Genomic DNA, 17,730 nt, shown 5'->3' on the forward strand with positions numbered 1-17,730 from the left:
GAGATGGCACTGAAGACATTGATACAGATCCGCCGCGGGTTGGAGAGTGCCCTGGGTGTTCTTGCTGCGGGCGAGCTGGGCTACTGCACTGATTCCGGCAAGCTGTATATCGGAACAGGCAGCGTGAACATGCTGCTGGTCGCATCGCAGAGCACCGGTGACATGCTGAAAAGCATCTATGACACCAACAACAACGGTAAGGTCGATTATGCGCAGACAGCAGACAGCGTAGCCTGGTCCGGCATAGCAGGCAAGCCGGATGTGTTTCCGCCGGCGGGGCATACGCATGATTACATGCCCCAAGGCCCCGTCAGCTGGAATCAGCTCAAGGGGGTATAGCGATGGCTTACGGCGAGCATTTATACGGGACTATAAACTATTCATCCGATCGTTCTCTGCAGGAGGGCCCCGGGTTCACCCGGGCGGATCTGATGAAATACCTGCCTGAGTATTATCAGGGTGTCATTGAAATGGAAGAGCTTCAGGCCAGCAATGCCATAGAATGCGGACAGCTTCGCTATTCAATAGAAGATTCGGCATTACAGACGGATGTAGAATCGGCAACCTGGGGGCTGGCCCGCTGGGAGAATGTATTGGCCTTAACTACGGATAATACCAAATCCTATGCGACCCGCCGGGAGATGATCAAGGCGAAGCTGCGCGGAAGCGGAACGACTACACCGGAGATGATCCGGCGGACGGCATCCGCTTTTTCAGGCGGGGACGTAGAGGTTGTCGATGTACCCGGAGAGTACAGCTTTCAGGTAAGGTTCGTCGGAACCATGGGCATACCGGCCAACATGGCAGGTTTAATCCAGATCATCGAAGAGATCAAGCCGGCGCATCTGGCCTACGAGTTTGTGTACAGCTATACCTGGTGGGATTCGGTGAAGGCACTCACCTGGAGAGGTGCGCATGAGCGGACCTGGAACGAATTAAGAGTATACGAATAGGAGCGTGAATCATGAAAACTACAGGCAATCTGGGGCTGAAAAAGCCGGATGGAACAGACATTGTTGATATCTCGGATATCAACGGCAATATGGACATTTTGGATACTGCGGTAAAGGGCGCACAGGATCATGCAGCTGACGCAGTAAAACATATTACTTCCGCTGAACGCACCGCCTGGAATGCAAAAGCTTCTACTGCGGCGGCAACCGCCAGTGCAGCGGGCCTTATGGCAGCAGCTGACAAAGCGAAGCTGGACGGTGTAGCTGCCGGTGCGAACAATTATGCGCATCCGGCCACCCACCCGGCTACGATGATCACTGAGGATGCTACCCACCGCTTTGCTACAGACACAGAGAAAAGCACCTGGAATGCTAAAGCCAGCACCTCTGCTGCTACTTCAACTGTCGCGGGTTTGATGAGTGCCGCAGACAAGGCAAAGCTGGACGGTGTAGCCACAGGAGCCAATAATTACACCCACCCGAATCATACCGGGGATGTTACGAGCACTAGTGACGGGGTAACGGCTATTGCGGCTGGGGTTATTGTAGACGCTGACGTAAACAGTGCTGCCGCTATCGGCTGGGGAAAGATCAGTAAGACGGGCTCATCCCTCGCTGACCTTGTAACAAGATCTGCTGGAGACCTAAGCAGCGGAACGCTCGCTGCGGCAAGGCTTCCGGCAATTTCCGGAGACATTACCATGGCAGCCGGAGCAGGTACAGCTGTGATTACCGCTGGAGCTATCGTCAACGCAGACGTAAATGCATCAGCAGCAATTGATGCTTCAAAGATTGGGACAGGAGTTGTTTCCAATGCAGAGTTTGCGTATTTGGACGGTGTAACCAGCGCCATTCAGACTCAGCTTAATGCCAAGGAAACGCCGGCAGGTGCCCAGACAAAGGCAAATACAGCAGAGAGTAATGCTAAGTCGTACACGGATGCTAAAGCTTGGCAAAAGCGCAGGCTGACTGAAGATGACGGAACTACAATTAACATCAATGGACAAGACTTAAATAGTCTGCGCGCTACAGGCTGTTTTGTTGGAACAGGTCTTTACAACTCACCTGACGGCAGTTCGGCTACGAGTAACTGGTATTATGTTCAGGTTATGGCAATGAACACGAATGTATGGGTTAAACAGGTTGCTGTCAATTTATTCACTAACACGTTTGCTATGAGAACAGGTTCAGATAATAATGGAACTATAAGTTGGGGAGCTTGGAGTGCGGACCTTTTTCAATCTGTCGCTAATGGGAAAAGCAGTATCGCCTCCGCCATTAGCGGCAAGGGAGTAGCAGCAACAGGAAGCGATGATTTCGGGACATTGGCGGCTAAGATCGGGCAGATAAACACGGGCAGAAGATTTGCAAGTGGAGCTGTATCCATGGGCTGGACAGGAGCCATCTGGACAGCAAGTGTGTGGGGACTTGCTTTTACACCAAAAACGATTATAGCAATGGCTCCGATTAACGGTGATTTGATATCCATTTATGATGTAACGGGCAATTTATATAGCTGGGCTTCATCATCATTTAATGTAAACCTCTGGGCGCAATATGGGGGATCTAATACCGGTAACAATGATGTTAGTGTCTCAGGTGGAAGCTTTACTGTACAGATGTACAGATACTCAACAACTTATGGTGACTCAACCATGCGCTGGATTGCTTTTGAATAGGAGGAGAATACAGATGAATATAGGAAGAAGAATTTATTACGATAAAGTAACAGGAGATATTATCCAAGAGACAGGGGAGCGTTCTGGTGATGTTATCATCACAACAATTGACCAGGATTTTGTTTTCTGCAGCAAGCTTTCAGAACGAGTCCGTGAGACCGTCGGTTGCTTGGAACTGGAATTTGGTGACTATGCTGATGATTTCAGAGAAGGACAGTTGATACGGATTAACACCGCAGAACGGATTCCTCTCTTTAGTTACCCGGAGTTCAACAACAAGCCGGAAGAGATTATTCTGAACCGGATGGGGTCAGTTTGATAATCTAAGGATTTCTATTAAACATTAGAAAGGAGCGGGGGGATGGATAGCGACGATATTGCAAATTTGGAAAAGCTGCTGCCGCTTGCTGATAAATACGGGCTGGCCTATATAGTAGCTTTGGTGCTGCTGGTGATTTTTCTGGTGCTGCTGAGGTCGATTGTGAAGGGGAATCTGGTGCCGCGGGAGCTGCTGGAGCGTGCTGAGGATGACCGGGACCGGCTGCAGAATATACTCGACAAAGAACGTTCAGATTTTATGGCGCCAACTTTGGAGGTGCTGCAACGGCTGAAGGTTGACCACGCCGCCGAGGAAGTAAATGAGGAGAACAGGGGGAGATAGCGTGCTGAGCAAATGGGTTAAACGGCTATCTCCGCTGCATCGTGCCAAGGACAAGGAGCTTACACGGGCTACTAGCAGGGTGGCCCTATCCATCCACAGGTACAAAGACGTCTCGCAGGATATCCAACAGGAAATCAGGAACAATGGTTTTGCCGAATTTTTAATTTATGACCGGGAGGGAGAAGATGGGCACAATTGATGTTGTTTTAATAATGGCATATTCCGTATCGTTTATCTGTGCGCTGCTGCTGATGGCTGCGCTATTTTTATATTTCCGCCGGAGAATCCGGGCAAGGGTAATCAGCTTATTTATGCTGGCAGCATTCTTTTTCCTGGGAGCATATACCGTAAAAATGGCAGTAGCTTTCTGGCTCAGATTCAGCAGTGCAGCAGGCACAGATGCGGTGCTGGCGTCACTTCACTCCCGGGCTTGGGCATTTGCCCAGGCGGGCACAACTTTTGGCCTGATCATTCTTACAATGCTGATGTACACGAAGCGGCGGGACTTGTTCATTGTACTGTCAGATTTAAAAAAATGGAGGTAACCAGCATGCTGACACTGACTCAGATCAAAGCTAAATCAGCCCCCCGTCTAAAAGGTCTTCATCCGGCTGTGTCCGCCGCAGCGGATAAGCTGATTGAACGCTGTTACACATGCGGTGTACCGATTCTGATAACTCAGGGACTCCGCACCTTTGCTGAACAAGACAGGCTGTACGCCCAAGGACGTACCTCTCCGGGAAGCATAGTTACCAATGCAAAGGGCGGATACAGCTATCATAACTACGGGCTGGCAGTTGATTTCGCCCTGCTGCCAATGCATCCTGGGATATGAAGCGTGATAGCGACCGTGACGGGACGTCAGATTGGCAGGAGGTTGTGCAGCAGGCTAGAGCACTCGGCTTTGAGTGGGGAGGGACTGGAGCAGTTTCAAGGATTATCCACATTTTCAGCTGAGCTTTGGCCTGACAATTGGAGAACTGCTTGGAGGAGCCCGGCCGGCTACGTCTGCTGTTGAAGCAGCGAACAAGTTGATCAATTTACAAGAGCAGCAGGCCGTAAAGAGTATTACAACAGCTGTTGTAAACGTCAACGGGTGCAAAATTGCCGAGGGATATATAAAAGAAGGGGTAACCTATGTGCTGGTACGCGCTGTAGCGGAGGCGTTAGGGGCCAGTGTAGGTTTTAATGCTGCGACCCGGACGGTTGAAATTACAAGCAGCCGGTAGGCGAGAGGCCCTAGAGCACAAGAAGCTGATTACTGCTGAATTAGCAGAAACATTTATATGGAAGGAATGAGCTTATGGTACGCAGTGATATTTTGGATAATGTGATGGCCTTTGCGTCTGTACTCGCCGTCTTTGTTCTTGCGCTGGTACAGCTGATAAAAAACAATCTGAATCTCCCGCGTAATGCTATCCCGTTTGTAGGGCTTGCAATAGGCTTGTTGACCGGTGCTGCGGCATATCCGTTTACTGACCTGGACACAGTCCTCAGACTTTGGGCGGGCGGGCTTGCGGGCTTAGCTGCTACGGGTTTGTTTGAACTGGCGTTTAACAACCGCTCTCAGGGCAGTACTAGAGCATAGATTGGATTACCCTGTTGGGCCTGCTCTCCTGAGCGGGCCTTTAATACATAACGGATACATTTTCAATAACCCCAATTTCCATTCTTCCGCAATCCGTGTATAATGCAATCAATACCTACATGCCGTGTGAACCTTGCACATAAATACTCCAAAGGGCAGCCATTATAATGAAATAAAATACATAAATATTTTATGACTGTATAATGAATGAATTTGGTGTATAATCGTAATTACTGCAGCGCTTTACAGCGCAATAAGTTGGAGATTTCCGATAGGTTTTACTGTATGATATGAGGAAAGCTTCAAATAGACAATGTTAGGACATTGATCCGGAAGAGGATGGGGGGAGCAGCATGACCGAACTTACGACAGCTGTCAGCAAAAGCAATTCTAATAATCTGCTGCGGCGTGACGTACGGTTCCTGGGGAACATTTTGGGCGAAGTCTTGGTTCACCAAGGCGGTAACGAACTGCTGGAAGTCGTGGAGAAAATCCGTGAGACCAGTAAATCGCTTCGCTCATTATTTTTGCCTGAACTGCACAATGAATTTAAAGAGCTGATTGGCTCATTGGATCCTGAGAATCGGCACCAGGTAATACGGGCATTTGCTATTTACTTTCAATTAGTTAACATCGCTGAGCAGAATCACCGGATCCGCCGTAAGCGGGACTATGAGCGTTCTGCAGGGGACACGGTACAGCCGGGATCTATCGAAAGTGCGATTCAGGAGCTCCGTGAACGTGATTTTTCCCAAGAGGATGTTCATGACATTATGAACAACCTGTCATTGGAGCTGGTCATGACCGCTCACCCTACGGAAGCAATGCGGCGGGCCATTCTCGATATTCACAAGCGGATCTCGGATGATGTAATGGGGCTCGACAATCCTACACTGACATTCCGTGAACGCGAACAGCTCCGTGAGAAGCTGCTGAATGAAGTTATTACTCTGTGGCAGACAGATGAATTGCGTGACCGCAAACCGACAGTACTGGATGAAGTGCGGAACGGGATGTACTACTTCCACGAGACGATTTTCCAGGTGCTGCCGGATGTATATCAGGAACTTGAACGATGTTTGAGCAAATACTATCCGGGACAGAACTGGCATGTGCCCACATACCTGCGTTTTGGATCATGGATCGGCGGAGACCGTGACGGCAATCCGTCCGTAACGGCGGCGGTGACGCTACAGACGCTTCGTCTGCAGCGCAAGCTGGCTATCCGGGAATATCAGCGCATTATGCGTGAACTCATGCAGTATCTGAGCTTTAGTACAAGCATCGTCAGCGTTACAGAAGAACTGCTGGATTCAATTGAAGAAGACCGCAAGATCATTAAACTGAACCGGGTTGATGCCTGGCGCAATGACAATGAGCCTTACCGGATTAAGCTCAGCTATATGATCTCGAAGACACAGAACGTGCTGGACGACGAGAAAAAAGGAACGCCGGAGCGCTACGCGACCCCGCAGCAGTTCATAGATGACCTGAATGTGATTGACCGCAGTCTGCGGCATCACTATGCCGACTATGTAGCGGATACTTACATTAAGAAACTTATCCGCCAGGTGGAGCTGTTCGGCTTCCACACTGCGGCACTGGATGTCCGCCAGCATAGCCAGGAGCATGAAAATGCGATGGCCGAAATTCTGGCCAAGATGAACATTACCCAGGATTACGCCAATATGCCGGAAGACGAGAAGGTAACGCTGCTCGAATCTCTGCTCAACGATCCGCGGCCGCTAACTTCTCCGTACCAGTCGTACAGTGAAAGTACGGAGGAATGTCTTGCGGTATACCGCACTATCTATCTGGCGCAGGAGGAATACGGCAAGCAGTGTATCACCAGTTATCTGATCAGTATGGCGGAAGCGGCAAGTGACATTCTGGAAGTTATGGTGTTCTCCAAAGAAGTGGGCTTGTTCCGCAAGGATAACGATGGAACTGTAGTCTGCACGCTGCAGGCTGTGCCGCTCTTTGAGACCATTGATGACCTGCACAACGCGCCGCAGATTATGAAGCGGCTGCTCAGCATGCCGATCTATCGTGAAGCGGTGCGGGCAATGAACGACCTGCAGGAGATTATGCTCGGCTATTCCGACAGTAATAAAGACGGCGGTGTGGTAACTGCGAACTGGGAGCTGCGTGTTGCGCTGAAGCAGATTACGGCTACAGCGGATGAATTCGGCATCAAGCTGAAGTTCTTCCACGGGCGCGGCGGGGCGCTTGGACGCGGCGGCATGCCGCTGAACCGCAGTATTCTTGCCCAGCCGGCTTCTACAATCGGCGGCGGAATCAAGATTACAGAGCAGGGTGAAGTGATTTCATCCCGTTATTCAATGCAGGGTATTGCTTACCGTAGTCTGGAGCAGGCTACGTCAGCACTGGTGACGGCAGCCATTCATGCCAGAACGCCGCAGGCAGATCTGTATGAAGCCAAGTGGGATGAAATTGTTGCCCGTATCTCTGAAGTATCCCTGACCAAATATCAGGACCTGATTTTCCGTGATCCGGACTTCCTGACCTTCTTCAAAGAGTCGACACCTCTGCCTGAGGTGGGCGAGCTGAACATCGGTTCACGCCCATCCAAACGCAAGAACAGCGACCGCTTTGAGGATCTGCGTGCGATTCCGTGGGTATTTGCCTGGACGCAGAGCCGTTACCTGCTGCCGGCCTGGTATGCTGCCGGAACGGGGCTGCAGAGCTTCTATGAAGGCAAAGAAGAGAATCTGAAGATTATGCAGACTATGTATGCTGACTTCTCCTTCTTTACCACGCTGATTGATACGCTGCAGATGGCAATTGCCAAGGCAGACCTGGTTATTGCCGAGGAGTACGCGTCCATGGGCAAAAATGACGAAGCCCGCAAACGGATCTTTGGCATGATTGAAGCGGAATTCAAGCTGACCTCGGAGTTGATCCTCAAAATCACCGGCCAGCATGACATTCTGGATAATGTTCCTGTTATTCAGGAATCAATCCGGCTGCGCAATCCTTATGTTGATCCGCTCAGCTACCTTCAGGTACAGCTGCTGTCCGAGCTAAGGGCGCTGCGGGATGCCGAGGGTGACGACGCCGAACTGCTGCGTGAAGTATTGCTTACTATTAACGGTATTGCTGCAGGACTGCGGAATACGGGTTGATGCCCGGAGTTCTGCCTTTGAAATACCGGGAATAATCTTAAAGGAGATTTGCTGCACTTAATGCAGCAGATCTCCTTTTTTTGTCTGTATTTGGGTTCTATTGAATTTTGGAGGGATATTCGGGGGAATTTGGGCGGGAAACAGCGCATAAGCTACAGGTGATGGAGAAGGTGCGAAAGAAGAATTTTGGAACTGCAGGAGCGTCAGCGTCCGCCTTTATTGTCAGATTTCTACTGTAAACAAAACCTATAATAAAGAAATCTGACAATAACAGCGGCCGGAAGTCCAAACATTCTTTGGAGTGCCGCCGTAATCACCGCAATTTGCTGCAAGTTGGTCCTGCCCGCTTTCCATAAGGTAACAATACAATCCTTGATTTTTGACCAAACTTGATTTACGATTTAGATGCTTGTACCGTGGACATTCAGATGAGATGAAAGACCAGGGGCGGCAAGTCTGGGGGAGTTAACAGGTGGAGAATTTGGAAGGCAGATTGACAAAGCTCGCCTTGAAGGGCGACCAGAGAGCATTTGCCGAGCTTGTGGAACTATATAAAGACAAAATATATCATCTGGCTTACCGGATGCTGAACAACCGTCATGAAGCAGAGGATATTGTTCAGGAGACTTTTTTGCGTGTATACCGGAATTTGGACCGTTATGATGACAAACAGAAGTTCTCAACCTGGATTTACAGGATTGGTACGAACCTCTGTATCGACAGGCTGCGCAAGCGCAAGCCTACCTATTCGCTGGATGCGGAGATGAACGACCAGGAAGGCATTGACGGCTATTCCATGATTCCGAGTGACAATGTCACCCCCGAGACGGAACTGCTGCTCTCAGAGACGCAGAGGGTGATCTACGAGGCCATAGACAGCCTGCCTGTGAAATACCGGTCTGTAATGATACTGCGGTATCTGCAGGATCTGTCGCTGCAGGAGATCAGTGATGTGCTGGGTATGCCGGTAACGACGATCAAGACCCGGGTGCACCGCGGACGTGAGTTTTTACGTAAAAAATTAGGCCCGAAAATGTAAAAATAGATGTTTTTTTATGAAACGTCTGACTGGCAGTGCCGTATGTAAGTTAAGCAAGTCTTATGCACTGTCCCTTTGCCTTGAAATAATTAATAGCACTCATGAAAGGATTGGCTCCTATGGAATGCAAACTGGCCGTCTCTTTGATGCATGATTACCTGGATGACGACTTGCCCGAGCTGCAGCAGAGGGAATTGAAGGAGCATCTTCTATCCTGTCCGGATTGCCGTGCAAAGTTCAAAGAATTGGAACAAACGGATATGCTGATGTTCTCCCTGATGCACCAGAATGCGGTGGCCTCAGACGATCTGGTAAGCCGGATAATGGATTCGCTGCCGAAGCCGAAGAAGGAAAGAGCTTTTATTACCTGGATCAAAAGACATCCGGCACTTACGGCGGCGTCCGTATTTCTGCTGGTGATGCTGATGAGCTCGGTGACCTTCTGGAATCAGGATCAGCAGCTTGTCGTCAGAGGCAGTGACCTCGATCAGGTTGTGATCCAGGGCGATACGGTGATTGTACCGTCCGGCAAAACCATTACCGGCAACCTAACGGTGGAGAACGGCAAAACTCAGGTGTACGGGGAAGTCAACGGCAATGTAACGGTGATCGACGGTACTCTGTACAAAGCCTCTACAGCCCACATCTCCGGGCAAGTCAAAAGCATAGACCAAGCGGTAAGCTGGCTCTGGTATAAAGTGACGAACATGTTCTCTGAAGTTGCCTACCGTTAACCCGCATGGCCTTTATGCAGAAATAGTATTTGCGCCTCTTTTTCCGGAAAGATGGCGCTTTTTTGTTGTCCGGAAAGACATTCTCAGCATTCCCCGGCATGTGAAACTTGCAACCTGGGCGTGAACGTTATAACCTAGATATGAAACAGATCTTACAGACAATTTACATAAACCCAGCTAATATGAAATGACGGGGGTTTGGGGCAATGAGCTATTTTACCGACTTAACATGGAAAGAGTCCATTAAAGATATAATCGATATCCTGATCGTCAGCTACATTATCTACAAGGTCCTCAATATGGTGCGCGGCACACGGGCAGTCCAGCTGCTTAAGGGAATTCTTGTGCTGGTTATTATCTGGGCGCTGAGCACGGTTCTGGATCTCTACACGCTGAAATGGCTAATGAACCAGATTTATACGTTCGGGGTGTTTGCCATCTTTATCATTTTTCAGCCTGAGCTGCGAAGGGGGCTGGAGCAGCTTGGCCGGGGCAAGTTTTTTGGCCGGACTTCGGAGAATGATGAGGAGATCAGCCGGCTGGTCGGTGAAGTGATTAAAGCCGTGAATTACCTGTCCAAGCGTAAAATCGGGGCACTTATCGTATTTGAGCGGGCGACGGGGCTGAATGAGTACACCGAATCGGGCATTCCAATGCGTTCCGTGGTAAGCTCGGAGCTGCTGATCAATATTTTTATTCCCAATACTCCGCTGCATGACGGTGCGCTGATTATGCAGGACGGACAGATTGCCGCGGCCGCCTGCTATCTCCCTCTTTCAGAGAATCCGTTCATCAGCAAAGAGCTGGGGACACGCCACCGTGCGGCGATCGGGATCAGTGAGGTCGCGGACTCGGTATCTGTTGTAGTCTCCGAGGAGACAGGTCAAATATCGCTGGCCATCAACGGGCAGATTGTGCGTGACATTAAGGAAGAATCGCTGATCTCGAAGCTTCATCAGGAGCTGAGCGCATCTTCGACGCTGAAGGAGAAGAGCTCTGCTTTCTGGAAACGGAGAGGGGGCAAAAATAATGGATAAGTGGATGAAGAATAACAACTTCAACAAGATTCTTGCACTTGTCTTCGGTATTATCCTGTGGACGATTGTACATGTGGATACCGAGCCTACGAACCAGACTACAGTTAACACACAGACGAAGATTATTGAAAATGTTAAAATAGAGCAGACCGGCCTTGATGAGGAAAAGTATGTATACAGCTTCGACGCCGAGAGTGTGAGACTTGAAGTATCGGGCAAAAATTCCGATCTCAATTTCAAGTTTTCCGACGATTATAAGGTAACCCTCGATTTAAGCGATGTAGGGCCGGGGGATACAACGCTTCCGTTAAATTATACCCTGCCCAAGGGCGTAAAGTTTGAATCCATGGATCCGTCTGAAGTGAATGTGCATGTCGAACTGCGCAACACGAGGACGTTCCCGGTTACCCTGATTACAAGCGGTGCTCCGGCAGAGGGGTATAAGCTCGGCACAGCCGTTATTAACCCTGCTGAGGTTGAAGTTACCCTGCCGGCCAGTGAACTGAGTAAAGTAACTACCGTTCAAGGGACGATTGAGCTGGATGGGGAGAATGAGACCTTTACGGAAAAAAGAATGCGGCTGGCTGCCTATGACAGCAGCGGAAATGAGATTAGCGGTGCTGTTATTGAGCCCGCTACAGTTGCTGTTGAGCTGCCTATTACGCTGCCGTACAAAACGCTACCGCTGGATGTAAGCTTCACAGGGCAGCTGCCGGGATCACTGGTACTGTCCAGAGTCACTCCGGAAATGGATACAGTTACGGTATACGGCAGCGAGGAAGCACTGGCCGGATTATCCTCTTATGATGCAGTACTTGATCTGAGTACGGTTCAGTCCGCAGGAACACAGCAGGTGAAGCTGGAGCTTGCTCCGCCTGAAGGAATAGCAAAGATTGAGCCTGCGCAAATGAATGTCACCGTTTCTGCAGCTGAAATTGCTGAACGGACGATGAATAATATCCCGATCAAGCTTGAAGGTGTGGCCAGCGGGCTTACTGCCGTGGTTACGGACCCGGCCGCCAAAGCGATTTCTCTGACGCTGGCGGGCGCTCCTACACTGCTGGATCAGCTTGATCAGGATAACATCAGTGTTGTTGCCGATGTCGGCGGACTGTCAGCAGGGGTTCATCAGGTGTCACTTCAGATCTCGATGCCGCGGTTCATTTCAATGGTCAATTCCTCACAGCCGAATGTAGTCACCATTGATCTGCAGCCGCCTGCAACACCTGAGGCAACTGTAAGTCCGGATACCGGCATTGCGCCGACCCCTGAGCCGAGCTCTGAAGCTGTTTCCGGCGGGGAAACGAGTGTGGAGCCGACCCATAGCGCAGAGCCAACCGGCACTGCCACACCGGAGCCGGCGGAGGATGTGCCGGAGAACAGCAGCACTCCCGCAGGAAGCGGGAATACGACGAATACCGGGGGCAATGGCGGTACGTAACTTTTTGTGCGGGAAAGCGTCTATGTGTATGGCCCATTAGTTACAAGAATCAGAATTCATTCATACAATAATTCATTAAGCTATGTAAGATGAACCTAAGAATGGGGCTTCATACCTGACATTTTTAAGTTCACATTGTACATGTAGCGTATTAAAAGGAGAAAAGAGATGGGTAAGTATTTTGGTACAGACGGTGTGCGCGGAGTCGCTAACCAGGAGTTAACAGCAGAAATGGCCTATAGCATTGGCCGCTGCGGCGGATATGTACTGGCTGGAAACGTAGAGAAGCCAAAAGTGGTTATCGGCATGGATACACGGATTTCCGGACCGCTGCTGGAATCGGCACTTGTAGCCGGGCTGTTGTCCATCGGGGCAGAAGTAATTCGTATTGGAGTCGTCAGCACTCCTGCTGTAGCATATATAACCAGATTGCTCAAAGCGGATGCCGGTGTAATGATCTCCGCTTCCCACAACCCGGTTGAAGACAACGGAATTAAGTTTTTCGGCGGAGACGGCTTTAAGCTGACCGATGAGACTGAACTGCGCATTGAAGAGCTGATGGATGCCGAGAAGGATGAGCTTCCGCGTCCGGTTGGCGCAGGTCTTGGCAAGCTAACCGTAGACAACGATGCCAAATATCTTTATCTGGAGTACCTGAAGACAACGATTTCCAATCGTTTTGACGGAATTAAGGTTGTACTGGACTGCGCGCATGGTGCAGCTTATGAGCTGGCTCCGCGTCTGTTCAGAGAGCTGGGTGCAGAAGTAATTGCTATCGGAGCCGAGCCCGACGGCCTTAACATCAATGACGGATATGGCTCAACACATCCTGAGAAGCTGCGGGAAGAGGTGCTTCGTCACGGTGCTGATCTGGGACTGGCTTTTGACGGCGATGCAGACCGCCTAATCGCCATTGACGAGACTGGTGAAGAGGTGGACGGCGACTTCATTCTCTGCATCTGCGGAGATGCAATGAACCGCTCCGGCAAGCTCAAGGATGCAACCATTGTTTCGACGGTTATGAGTAACATCGGCTTCTACAAGGCAACAGAAAAATTGGCGCTGAATACAGCCAAAACGGCTGTAGGAGACCGTTATGTGATGGAAGAAATGCGCCGCGGCGGCTATAATCTGGGCGGGGAACAGTCCGGCCATGTTATTTTCCTGGATTACAATACAACGGGTGACGGTATCCTGACGGCGATCCAGCTCGTCGATACCATGAAGGCTGATGGTAAGAAGCTGAGTGTACTGAAGTCGATGATGACCAAATATCCTCAGGTGCTTGTTAATGTGCGGGTTCAGGATAAGACGAATTATCCAAACAATCCGGCGATTGATGCAGCGATTAAAGAGGTAGAAGGCAAGCTTGGGGATAACGGCCGTGTGCTTGTCCGTCCTTCGGGGACAGAACCGCTGATCCGTGTAATGGCTGAGGGCCCGGATAAGGCAGAACTCGATCTGTTCGTAGGACAGATTGTTGAGGTTGTAGAACGCGAATTGGTTTAATACACAAGTAATACCACTGGCAGGCAGAGCCGGCGGTTGGAGATTTTTTGTGCTTCAACTGCCGGCTCTGCGGCTCTTTTGAATTTTTTTTAACAAATTCCAATCGTTTCAACCATTATTTCATTGCCAAAAGTGATGTAAGGTGCATATAATGATGAAGTGTCATTCAAGAAGGAAAGCGGGGATAGTGAGGTATTAGCAATAACAAGCGCCAGAGCTTGATCTTGCGCGGGGGAGAAGGGACAGCTTAAATGGGCTGGAACGGATCACGGCAGATGTAAGCTGACGAGGTGGAGGTGTTCGAAATGTTCGGCGGGGACCTCCCGGTGATGCACCAGAGCCGTAAATGGAAGCGGAAAATGTCAGGGCGACCTGTCACACAACGCTTTTATGGGTGTACGAGGAATTAAACCATTCATGGGTATGCGCTTATGGAAGATACGTAAGTCCTGCTGCGGCAGAGAAGAAGACTGTGCATGTCATGAATATCCTTTTCACAGGTGACAGACCATACAACAGAATAAGCTTTTTCTCTACACATGCCGCACGGCACGTTTCTTTCCTTATGCCGCCCACATTACAATCATTGGACGGAGGAATTTATAATGTGTGGTATTGTAGGATATATTGGTAATCAGAATTCTCAGGGGATCCTGGTAGAGGGCTTGAAGAAGCTGGAGTATCGTGGTTATGATTCAGCAGGTATTGCTGTGTTCACGAAGGAGGGTCTGCAGGTTGTTAAGGCACAGGGCCGTATGGCTAACCTGGAGTCCAGACTTGAAGCTACTCCGCTGACCGGAAGTGCCGGAATCGGGCACACCCGTTGGGCCACTCACGGCAAGCCTTCCGACGAGAACTCCCACCCGCACACAGATGACAGCCAGAAATTCTCGGTTGTGCACAACGGGATCGTCGAAAACTACCTGGAACTTAAAGAAGAGCTGATTGCCGGCGGATGCCACTTCACTTCCGAGACGGATACAGAGGTTATTTCCCACCTGATCGCCCGTGAATATGAAGGAGATATCGTTAAGGCTGTTCAAAAGGCAATCACCCACATGCGCGGTGCGTTTGCCCTGGGCGTTCTGACTGAACATGAGCCGGATAAACTGGTAGCTGTTCGTCAGGCGAGCCCGCTGATTATCGGTCTTGGCGAAGGCGAAAACTTTATCGGGTCGGACATTCCGGCACTGCTGGAATACACCCGTAACGTATATATTTTGAACGACGGCGAAATGGCTGTACTGACAAGAGATGCTGTCGAACTGATGACGATTGAAGGCAACTTTATTTCTCGGGAAATGATTACTGTCGATTGGGATGCTGTTACCGCAGAAAAAGGCGGATACGAGCACTTCATGCTGAAAGAAATCCACGAGCAGCCTAAGGCTTACCGTGACACTATGCGCGGACGCATTAATGCTGAAGGCACTAAAGTAATTCTGCCAGAGCTCAACCTGACTCCTGAGCAGATCAAGAACATCCGCAACATTCAGATCGTTGCCTGCGGTACTGCATACAACGCCGGTCTGGTTGGACGTAACCTGATCGAATCCCTGGTTCGTATTCCGGTTGAGAACGATATTGCTTCCGAATACCGTTACCGTGCGCCAATCGTAACACCGGAAACACTGGTTATCGTAGTCAGCCAATCCGGTGAAACTGCTGATACTCTGGCTGCCCTGCGTGAAGGTCAGGCTAACGGTGCACACGTTCTGGCTATCACTAACGTTGTAGGCAGCTCGATCGCCCGCGAAGCCAACGATGTACTGGTTACTCTGGCTGGTCCGGAAATCGCAGTAGCATCGACTAAAGCCTACACTTCGCAGATCATTGCGTTCACACTGCTCGGCCTGTACATGGCTGAAGTACGCGGAACTCAAACGGATGCACAGGTTGCTGAAATTCTGGCAGCTATGAACACCCTGCCTGAGCAGGTAGAAGAAATCCTGGCTCAGAAGGATGCCATCAAAAATTATGCTGAGCAAATCTCCGGCCACAAGCACCTGTTCTTCATTGGCCGCGGCGTGGATTACGCTGTAGCTCAAGAAGGCTCGCTGAAGCTGAAAGAAATCTCCTACATTCACTCTGAAGCTTATGCTGCAGGTGAGCTGAAGCACGGTACACTGGCTCTGATCGAGGAAGGCGTTCCGGTAATTGCCCTGGCAACCCAGGAATCCGTACTCGAAAAGACTGTCAGCAACATCAAAGAAGTGAAAGCCCGCGGCGCAGACGTGCTGGCCATCACTCACCAGGAGCACGTAACAGACCTGCTAAAATCCGTTGACCAGGCCTTCGTTATTCCGAAGACCCTGCCGCTGCTGACTTCCGCACTGTCTGTAGTTGTAACTCAACTGCTGGCATACTATGCTTCGCTTGCTCTGGGTCATGATGTTGATAAGCCGCGGAATTTGGCGAAGAGTGTTACTGTGGAGTAGGAAGATTTCTGGGAATCACATGAATGATTTGTTACATTAATGTGTTGTTCCGAACATTAAAGTATTGGTCTTATCAGGAAAGTTACATTAATCTTGTGTTCTGAAACGAATAGACCAAAAAGTGAATACATCAATATAGACAACTAGAGCCGTCCTGAAGTCTTGGGATGGCTCTGGTTGTTTTTCTAACAGGGGGGAGATAAATGAATGCAATTGGAGATAAAGTTAAGGCTATTAGGCTGCAACATAATTTGAAACAAGTAACTTTTGCCGAAAAGATTCGTATCTCACAAGGAAGGCTTAGTGAAATTGAGCAAGGTAAAACAAAACCATCAGCTGAAACTCTATTCGAATTAAGGAAACAATTTAATGTTGATCTAAACTGGTTATTCGAAGAAGAAAATTAGTTTAGTTTTAATAATTCAATATGGGTAACTTTGACTAACGATGTGAATTAAATAATTCTCATGAGAAACTATTGGAAACCTCTATAAGAAGTAGGATTAAAAATGAAAGCCAATACTATCAAGTCTTTTCAAGCTTGATAGTATAAGGATCATTCTTATTTAGGATCTTTGATATTACCAAAACTGTTAAACACGTAGATTGCATAATGAAAAGGTCACTTCAGTAAGTGGTGTTAGAATAAAACAAACTATTAGACTGTTAAAAACGTGTGGAAGATTGCTACTGTAGCAAATTTTAATGCTGTATCTAGTTGATTTTTACACATGTATCTGGAGGTTTTTGCAATTCGATTTAAAAATATAACCATTTACTGAATGCTACGCTAATGCAGCCTTACTTTTTTAAAACACTTCCTCCGAAAAGAAAGCGCTTTTCCCATTGAGTACCCTCAATCGTATCGATTCGAACTCCACCCGATTTTTTAGAGTAGGTTTGTAGGATTTTTCCGTTTCCCAGATAGATTCCATTATGAGTAATTCGTGCTGTATTTCTATTAATTCCTTGATAATCTGAAGCTTTATTTCCACGGTAAGACATAAAGAACATAATATCTCCAGGCTTTAGGCTTTTCCAATTTGTTGTATAAGACCCTTTGCTCTTGATGTAGGCACCTTGAGTTCTCGAATTAGAGGGTAAAGTGATTCCTGCCCCTTCAAGATAGGCTTGTCTAACGAAATCAGAGCAATCAAAGGTTCTAGTATTACTTCTACTGGATCCAAATTCATACGGGGTACCTAAGTATGTCATTCCTTTGGAGATGATACTATTCCTTACAGTACTTATAGACTCTTGCGAAGTATAACTAGCTGCGGATGACGTCGTCGATTGCACACCGAATATACTGATTGCCAGAGAGGTAGAAAGCAATAAAATGGAAAAATTCTTTTTCATGATAGACTTCCCTTCGTTTGTTTTTTGTGAAACTGACGTCATCCTATCACAGGATTCAAAGACTTGTTTAGGCGTAATATTTGGAATGTTAATTAAGATGTTTTCCCACAAAAAACACATACTTAACACATAAATGATAGTTAAAA

At 48.8% G+C, this 17,730-nt stretch carries 18 protein-coding genes and 1 pseudogene; 18 read left to right on the forward strand and 1 reads right to left on the reverse strand.

What is annotated here, in order from left to right; genetic code table 11:
* The first annotated feature begins 3 nt into the window (after positions 1 to 3).
* From BLR64_RS11985 to BLR64_RS12065, 18 genes and pseudogenes are all read left to right on the forward strand, one after another.
* Positions 4 to 339, forward strand: a complete 336-nt coding sequence (locus BLR64_RS11985) for a hyaluronate lyase N-terminal domain-containing protein (protein WP_167360656.1) — start codon at positions 4 to 6, stop codon at positions 337 to 339.
* Positions 340 to 341: 2 nt separating this feature from the next.
* The gene (locus BLR64_RS11990; protein ID WP_090714401.1) at positions 342 to 953 is read left to right on the forward strand and encodes a putative phage tail protein; all 612 of its coding nucleotides are present in this window, start codon (positions 342 to 344) and stop codon (positions 951 to 953) included.
* 863 nt (positions 954 to 1,816) lie between these two features.
* A pseudogene (locus BLR64_RS31235) lies at positions 1,817 to 1,894 on the forward strand (hypothetical protein); the annotation flags it as partial.
* A 751-nt stretch (positions 1,895 to 2,645) separates the two neighbouring features.
* The gene (locus BLR64_RS12000; RefSeq protein ID WP_090714404.1) at positions 2,646 to 2,951 is read left to right on the forward strand and encodes a hypothetical protein; all 306 of its coding nucleotides are present in this window, start codon (positions 2,646 to 2,648) and stop codon (positions 2,949 to 2,951) included.
* Positions 2,952 to 2,993: 42 nt separating this feature from the next.
* Positions 2,994 to 3,293, forward strand: a complete 300-nt coding sequence (locus BLR64_RS12005) for a hypothetical protein (RefSeq protein ID WP_090714406.1) — start codon at positions 2,994 to 2,996, stop codon at positions 3,291 to 3,293.
* Position 3,294: 1 nt separating this feature from the next.
* Positions 3,295 to 3,492, forward strand: a complete 198-nt coding sequence (locus BLR64_RS12010; protein WP_090714408.1) for a hypothetical protein — start codon at positions 3,295 to 3,297, stop codon at positions 3,490 to 3,492.
* A complete protein-coding gene (locus BLR64_RS12015; protein ID WP_090714409.1) occupies positions 3,479 to 3,838 on the forward strand; it encodes a hypothetical protein in 360 nt (119 codons plus the stop codon). The genes BLR64_RS12010 and BLR64_RS12015 overlap by 14 nt, the downstream gene beginning before the upstream one ends.
* A 5-nt stretch (positions 3,839 to 3,843) precedes the next feature.
* Positions 3,844 to 4,128, forward strand: a complete 285-nt coding sequence (locus tag BLR64_RS31110; RefSeq protein WP_341833381.1) for a M15 family metallopeptidase — start codon at positions 3,844 to 3,846, stop codon at positions 4,126 to 4,128.
* 196 nt (positions 4,129 to 4,324) lie between these two features.
* Positions 4,325 to 4,522: a stalk domain-containing protein gene (locus BLR64_RS31115; protein WP_244157685.1), complete on the forward strand. Its 198-nt coding sequence runs from the start codon at positions 4,325 to 4,327 to the stop codon at positions 4,520 to 4,522.
* Between the two features lie 92 nt (positions 4,523 to 4,614).
* Positions 4,615 to 4,881, forward strand: coding sequence for a holin (locus BLR64_RS12025; protein ID WP_090714591.1), 267 nt, complete (start codon positions 4,615 to 4,617; stop codon positions 4,879 to 4,881).
* A gap of 353 nt (positions 4,882 to 5,234) precedes the next feature.
* Positions 5,235 to 8,027 carry a phosphoenolpyruvate carboxylase gene (ppc, locus tag BLR64_RS12030; RefSeq protein ID WP_090714411.1) on the forward strand — a complete coding sequence of 931 codons (2,793 nt, stop codon included), beginning with the start codon at positions 5,235 to 5,237 and terminating at the stop codon, positions 8,025 to 8,027.
* Between the two features lie 472 nt (positions 8,028 to 8,499).
* Positions 8,500 to 9,066, forward strand: coding sequence for an RNA polymerase sigma factor SigW (gene sigW / locus BLR64_RS12035; RefSeq protein ID WP_090714412.1), 567 nt, complete (start codon positions 8,500 to 8,502; stop codon positions 9,064 to 9,066).
* A gap of 119 nt (positions 9,067 to 9,185) precedes the next feature.
* Positions 9,186 to 9,800 carry a zf-HC2 domain-containing protein gene (locus tag BLR64_RS12040; protein WP_090714414.1) on the forward strand — a complete coding sequence of 205 codons (615 nt, stop codon included), beginning with the start codon at positions 9,186 to 9,188 and terminating at the stop codon, positions 9,798 to 9,800.
* A gap of 206 nt (positions 9,801 to 10,006) precedes the next feature.
* Positions 10,007 to 10,837, forward strand: coding sequence for a diadenylate cyclase CdaA (gene cdaA / locus BLR64_RS12045; protein WP_090714416.1), 831 nt, complete (start codon positions 10,007 to 10,009; stop codon positions 10,835 to 10,837).
* Entirely contained in the window at positions 10,830 to 12,278 is a 1,449-nt protein-coding gene (locus BLR64_RS12050; RefSeq protein WP_090714418.1) for a CdaR family protein, read from the forward strand. The genes cdaA and BLR64_RS12050 overlap by 8 nt, the downstream gene beginning before the upstream one ends.
* 168 nt (positions 12,279 to 12,446) lie before the next feature.
* On the forward strand, positions 12,447 to 13,787 hold the full coding sequence (gene glmM / locus BLR64_RS12055) for a phosphoglucosamine mutase (RefSeq protein ID WP_090714419.1): 1,341 nt from the start codon (positions 12,447 to 12,449) through the stop codon (positions 13,785 to 13,787).
* A 605-nt stretch (positions 13,788 to 14,392) separates the two neighbouring features.
* The gene (gene glmS / locus BLR64_RS12060; protein ID WP_090714420.1) at positions 14,393 to 16,225 is read left to right on the forward strand and encodes a glutamine--fructose-6-phosphate transaminase (isomerizing); all 1,833 of its coding nucleotides are present in this window, start codon (positions 14,393 to 14,395) and stop codon (positions 16,223 to 16,225) included.
* A 203-nt stretch (positions 16,226 to 16,428) separates the two neighbouring features.
* Positions 16,429 to 16,632 (forward strand): helix-turn-helix domain-containing protein, encoded by a 204-nt coding sequence (locus tag BLR64_RS12065; protein WP_090714422.1) that lies wholly within the window; start codon positions 16,429 to 16,431, stop codon positions 16,630 to 16,632.
* A gap of 394 nt (positions 16,633 to 17,026) precedes the next feature.
* Here BLR64_RS12065 and BLR64_RS12070 read toward each other — a convergent pair whose 3' ends face one another.
* Positions 17,027 to 17,584: a C40 family peptidase gene (locus BLR64_RS12070; RefSeq protein WP_223879977.1), complete on the reverse strand. Its 558-nt coding sequence runs from the start codon at positions 17,582 to 17,584 to the stop codon at positions 17,027 to 17,029.
* Between the last annotated feature and the right edge of the window lie 146 nt (positions 17,585 to 17,730).

The organism is Paenibacillus typhae, from assembly GCF_900099765.1.
Lineage (GTDB): Bacteria > Bacillota > Bacilli > Paenibacillales > Paenibacillaceae > Paenibacillus_AQ > Paenibacillus_AQ typhae.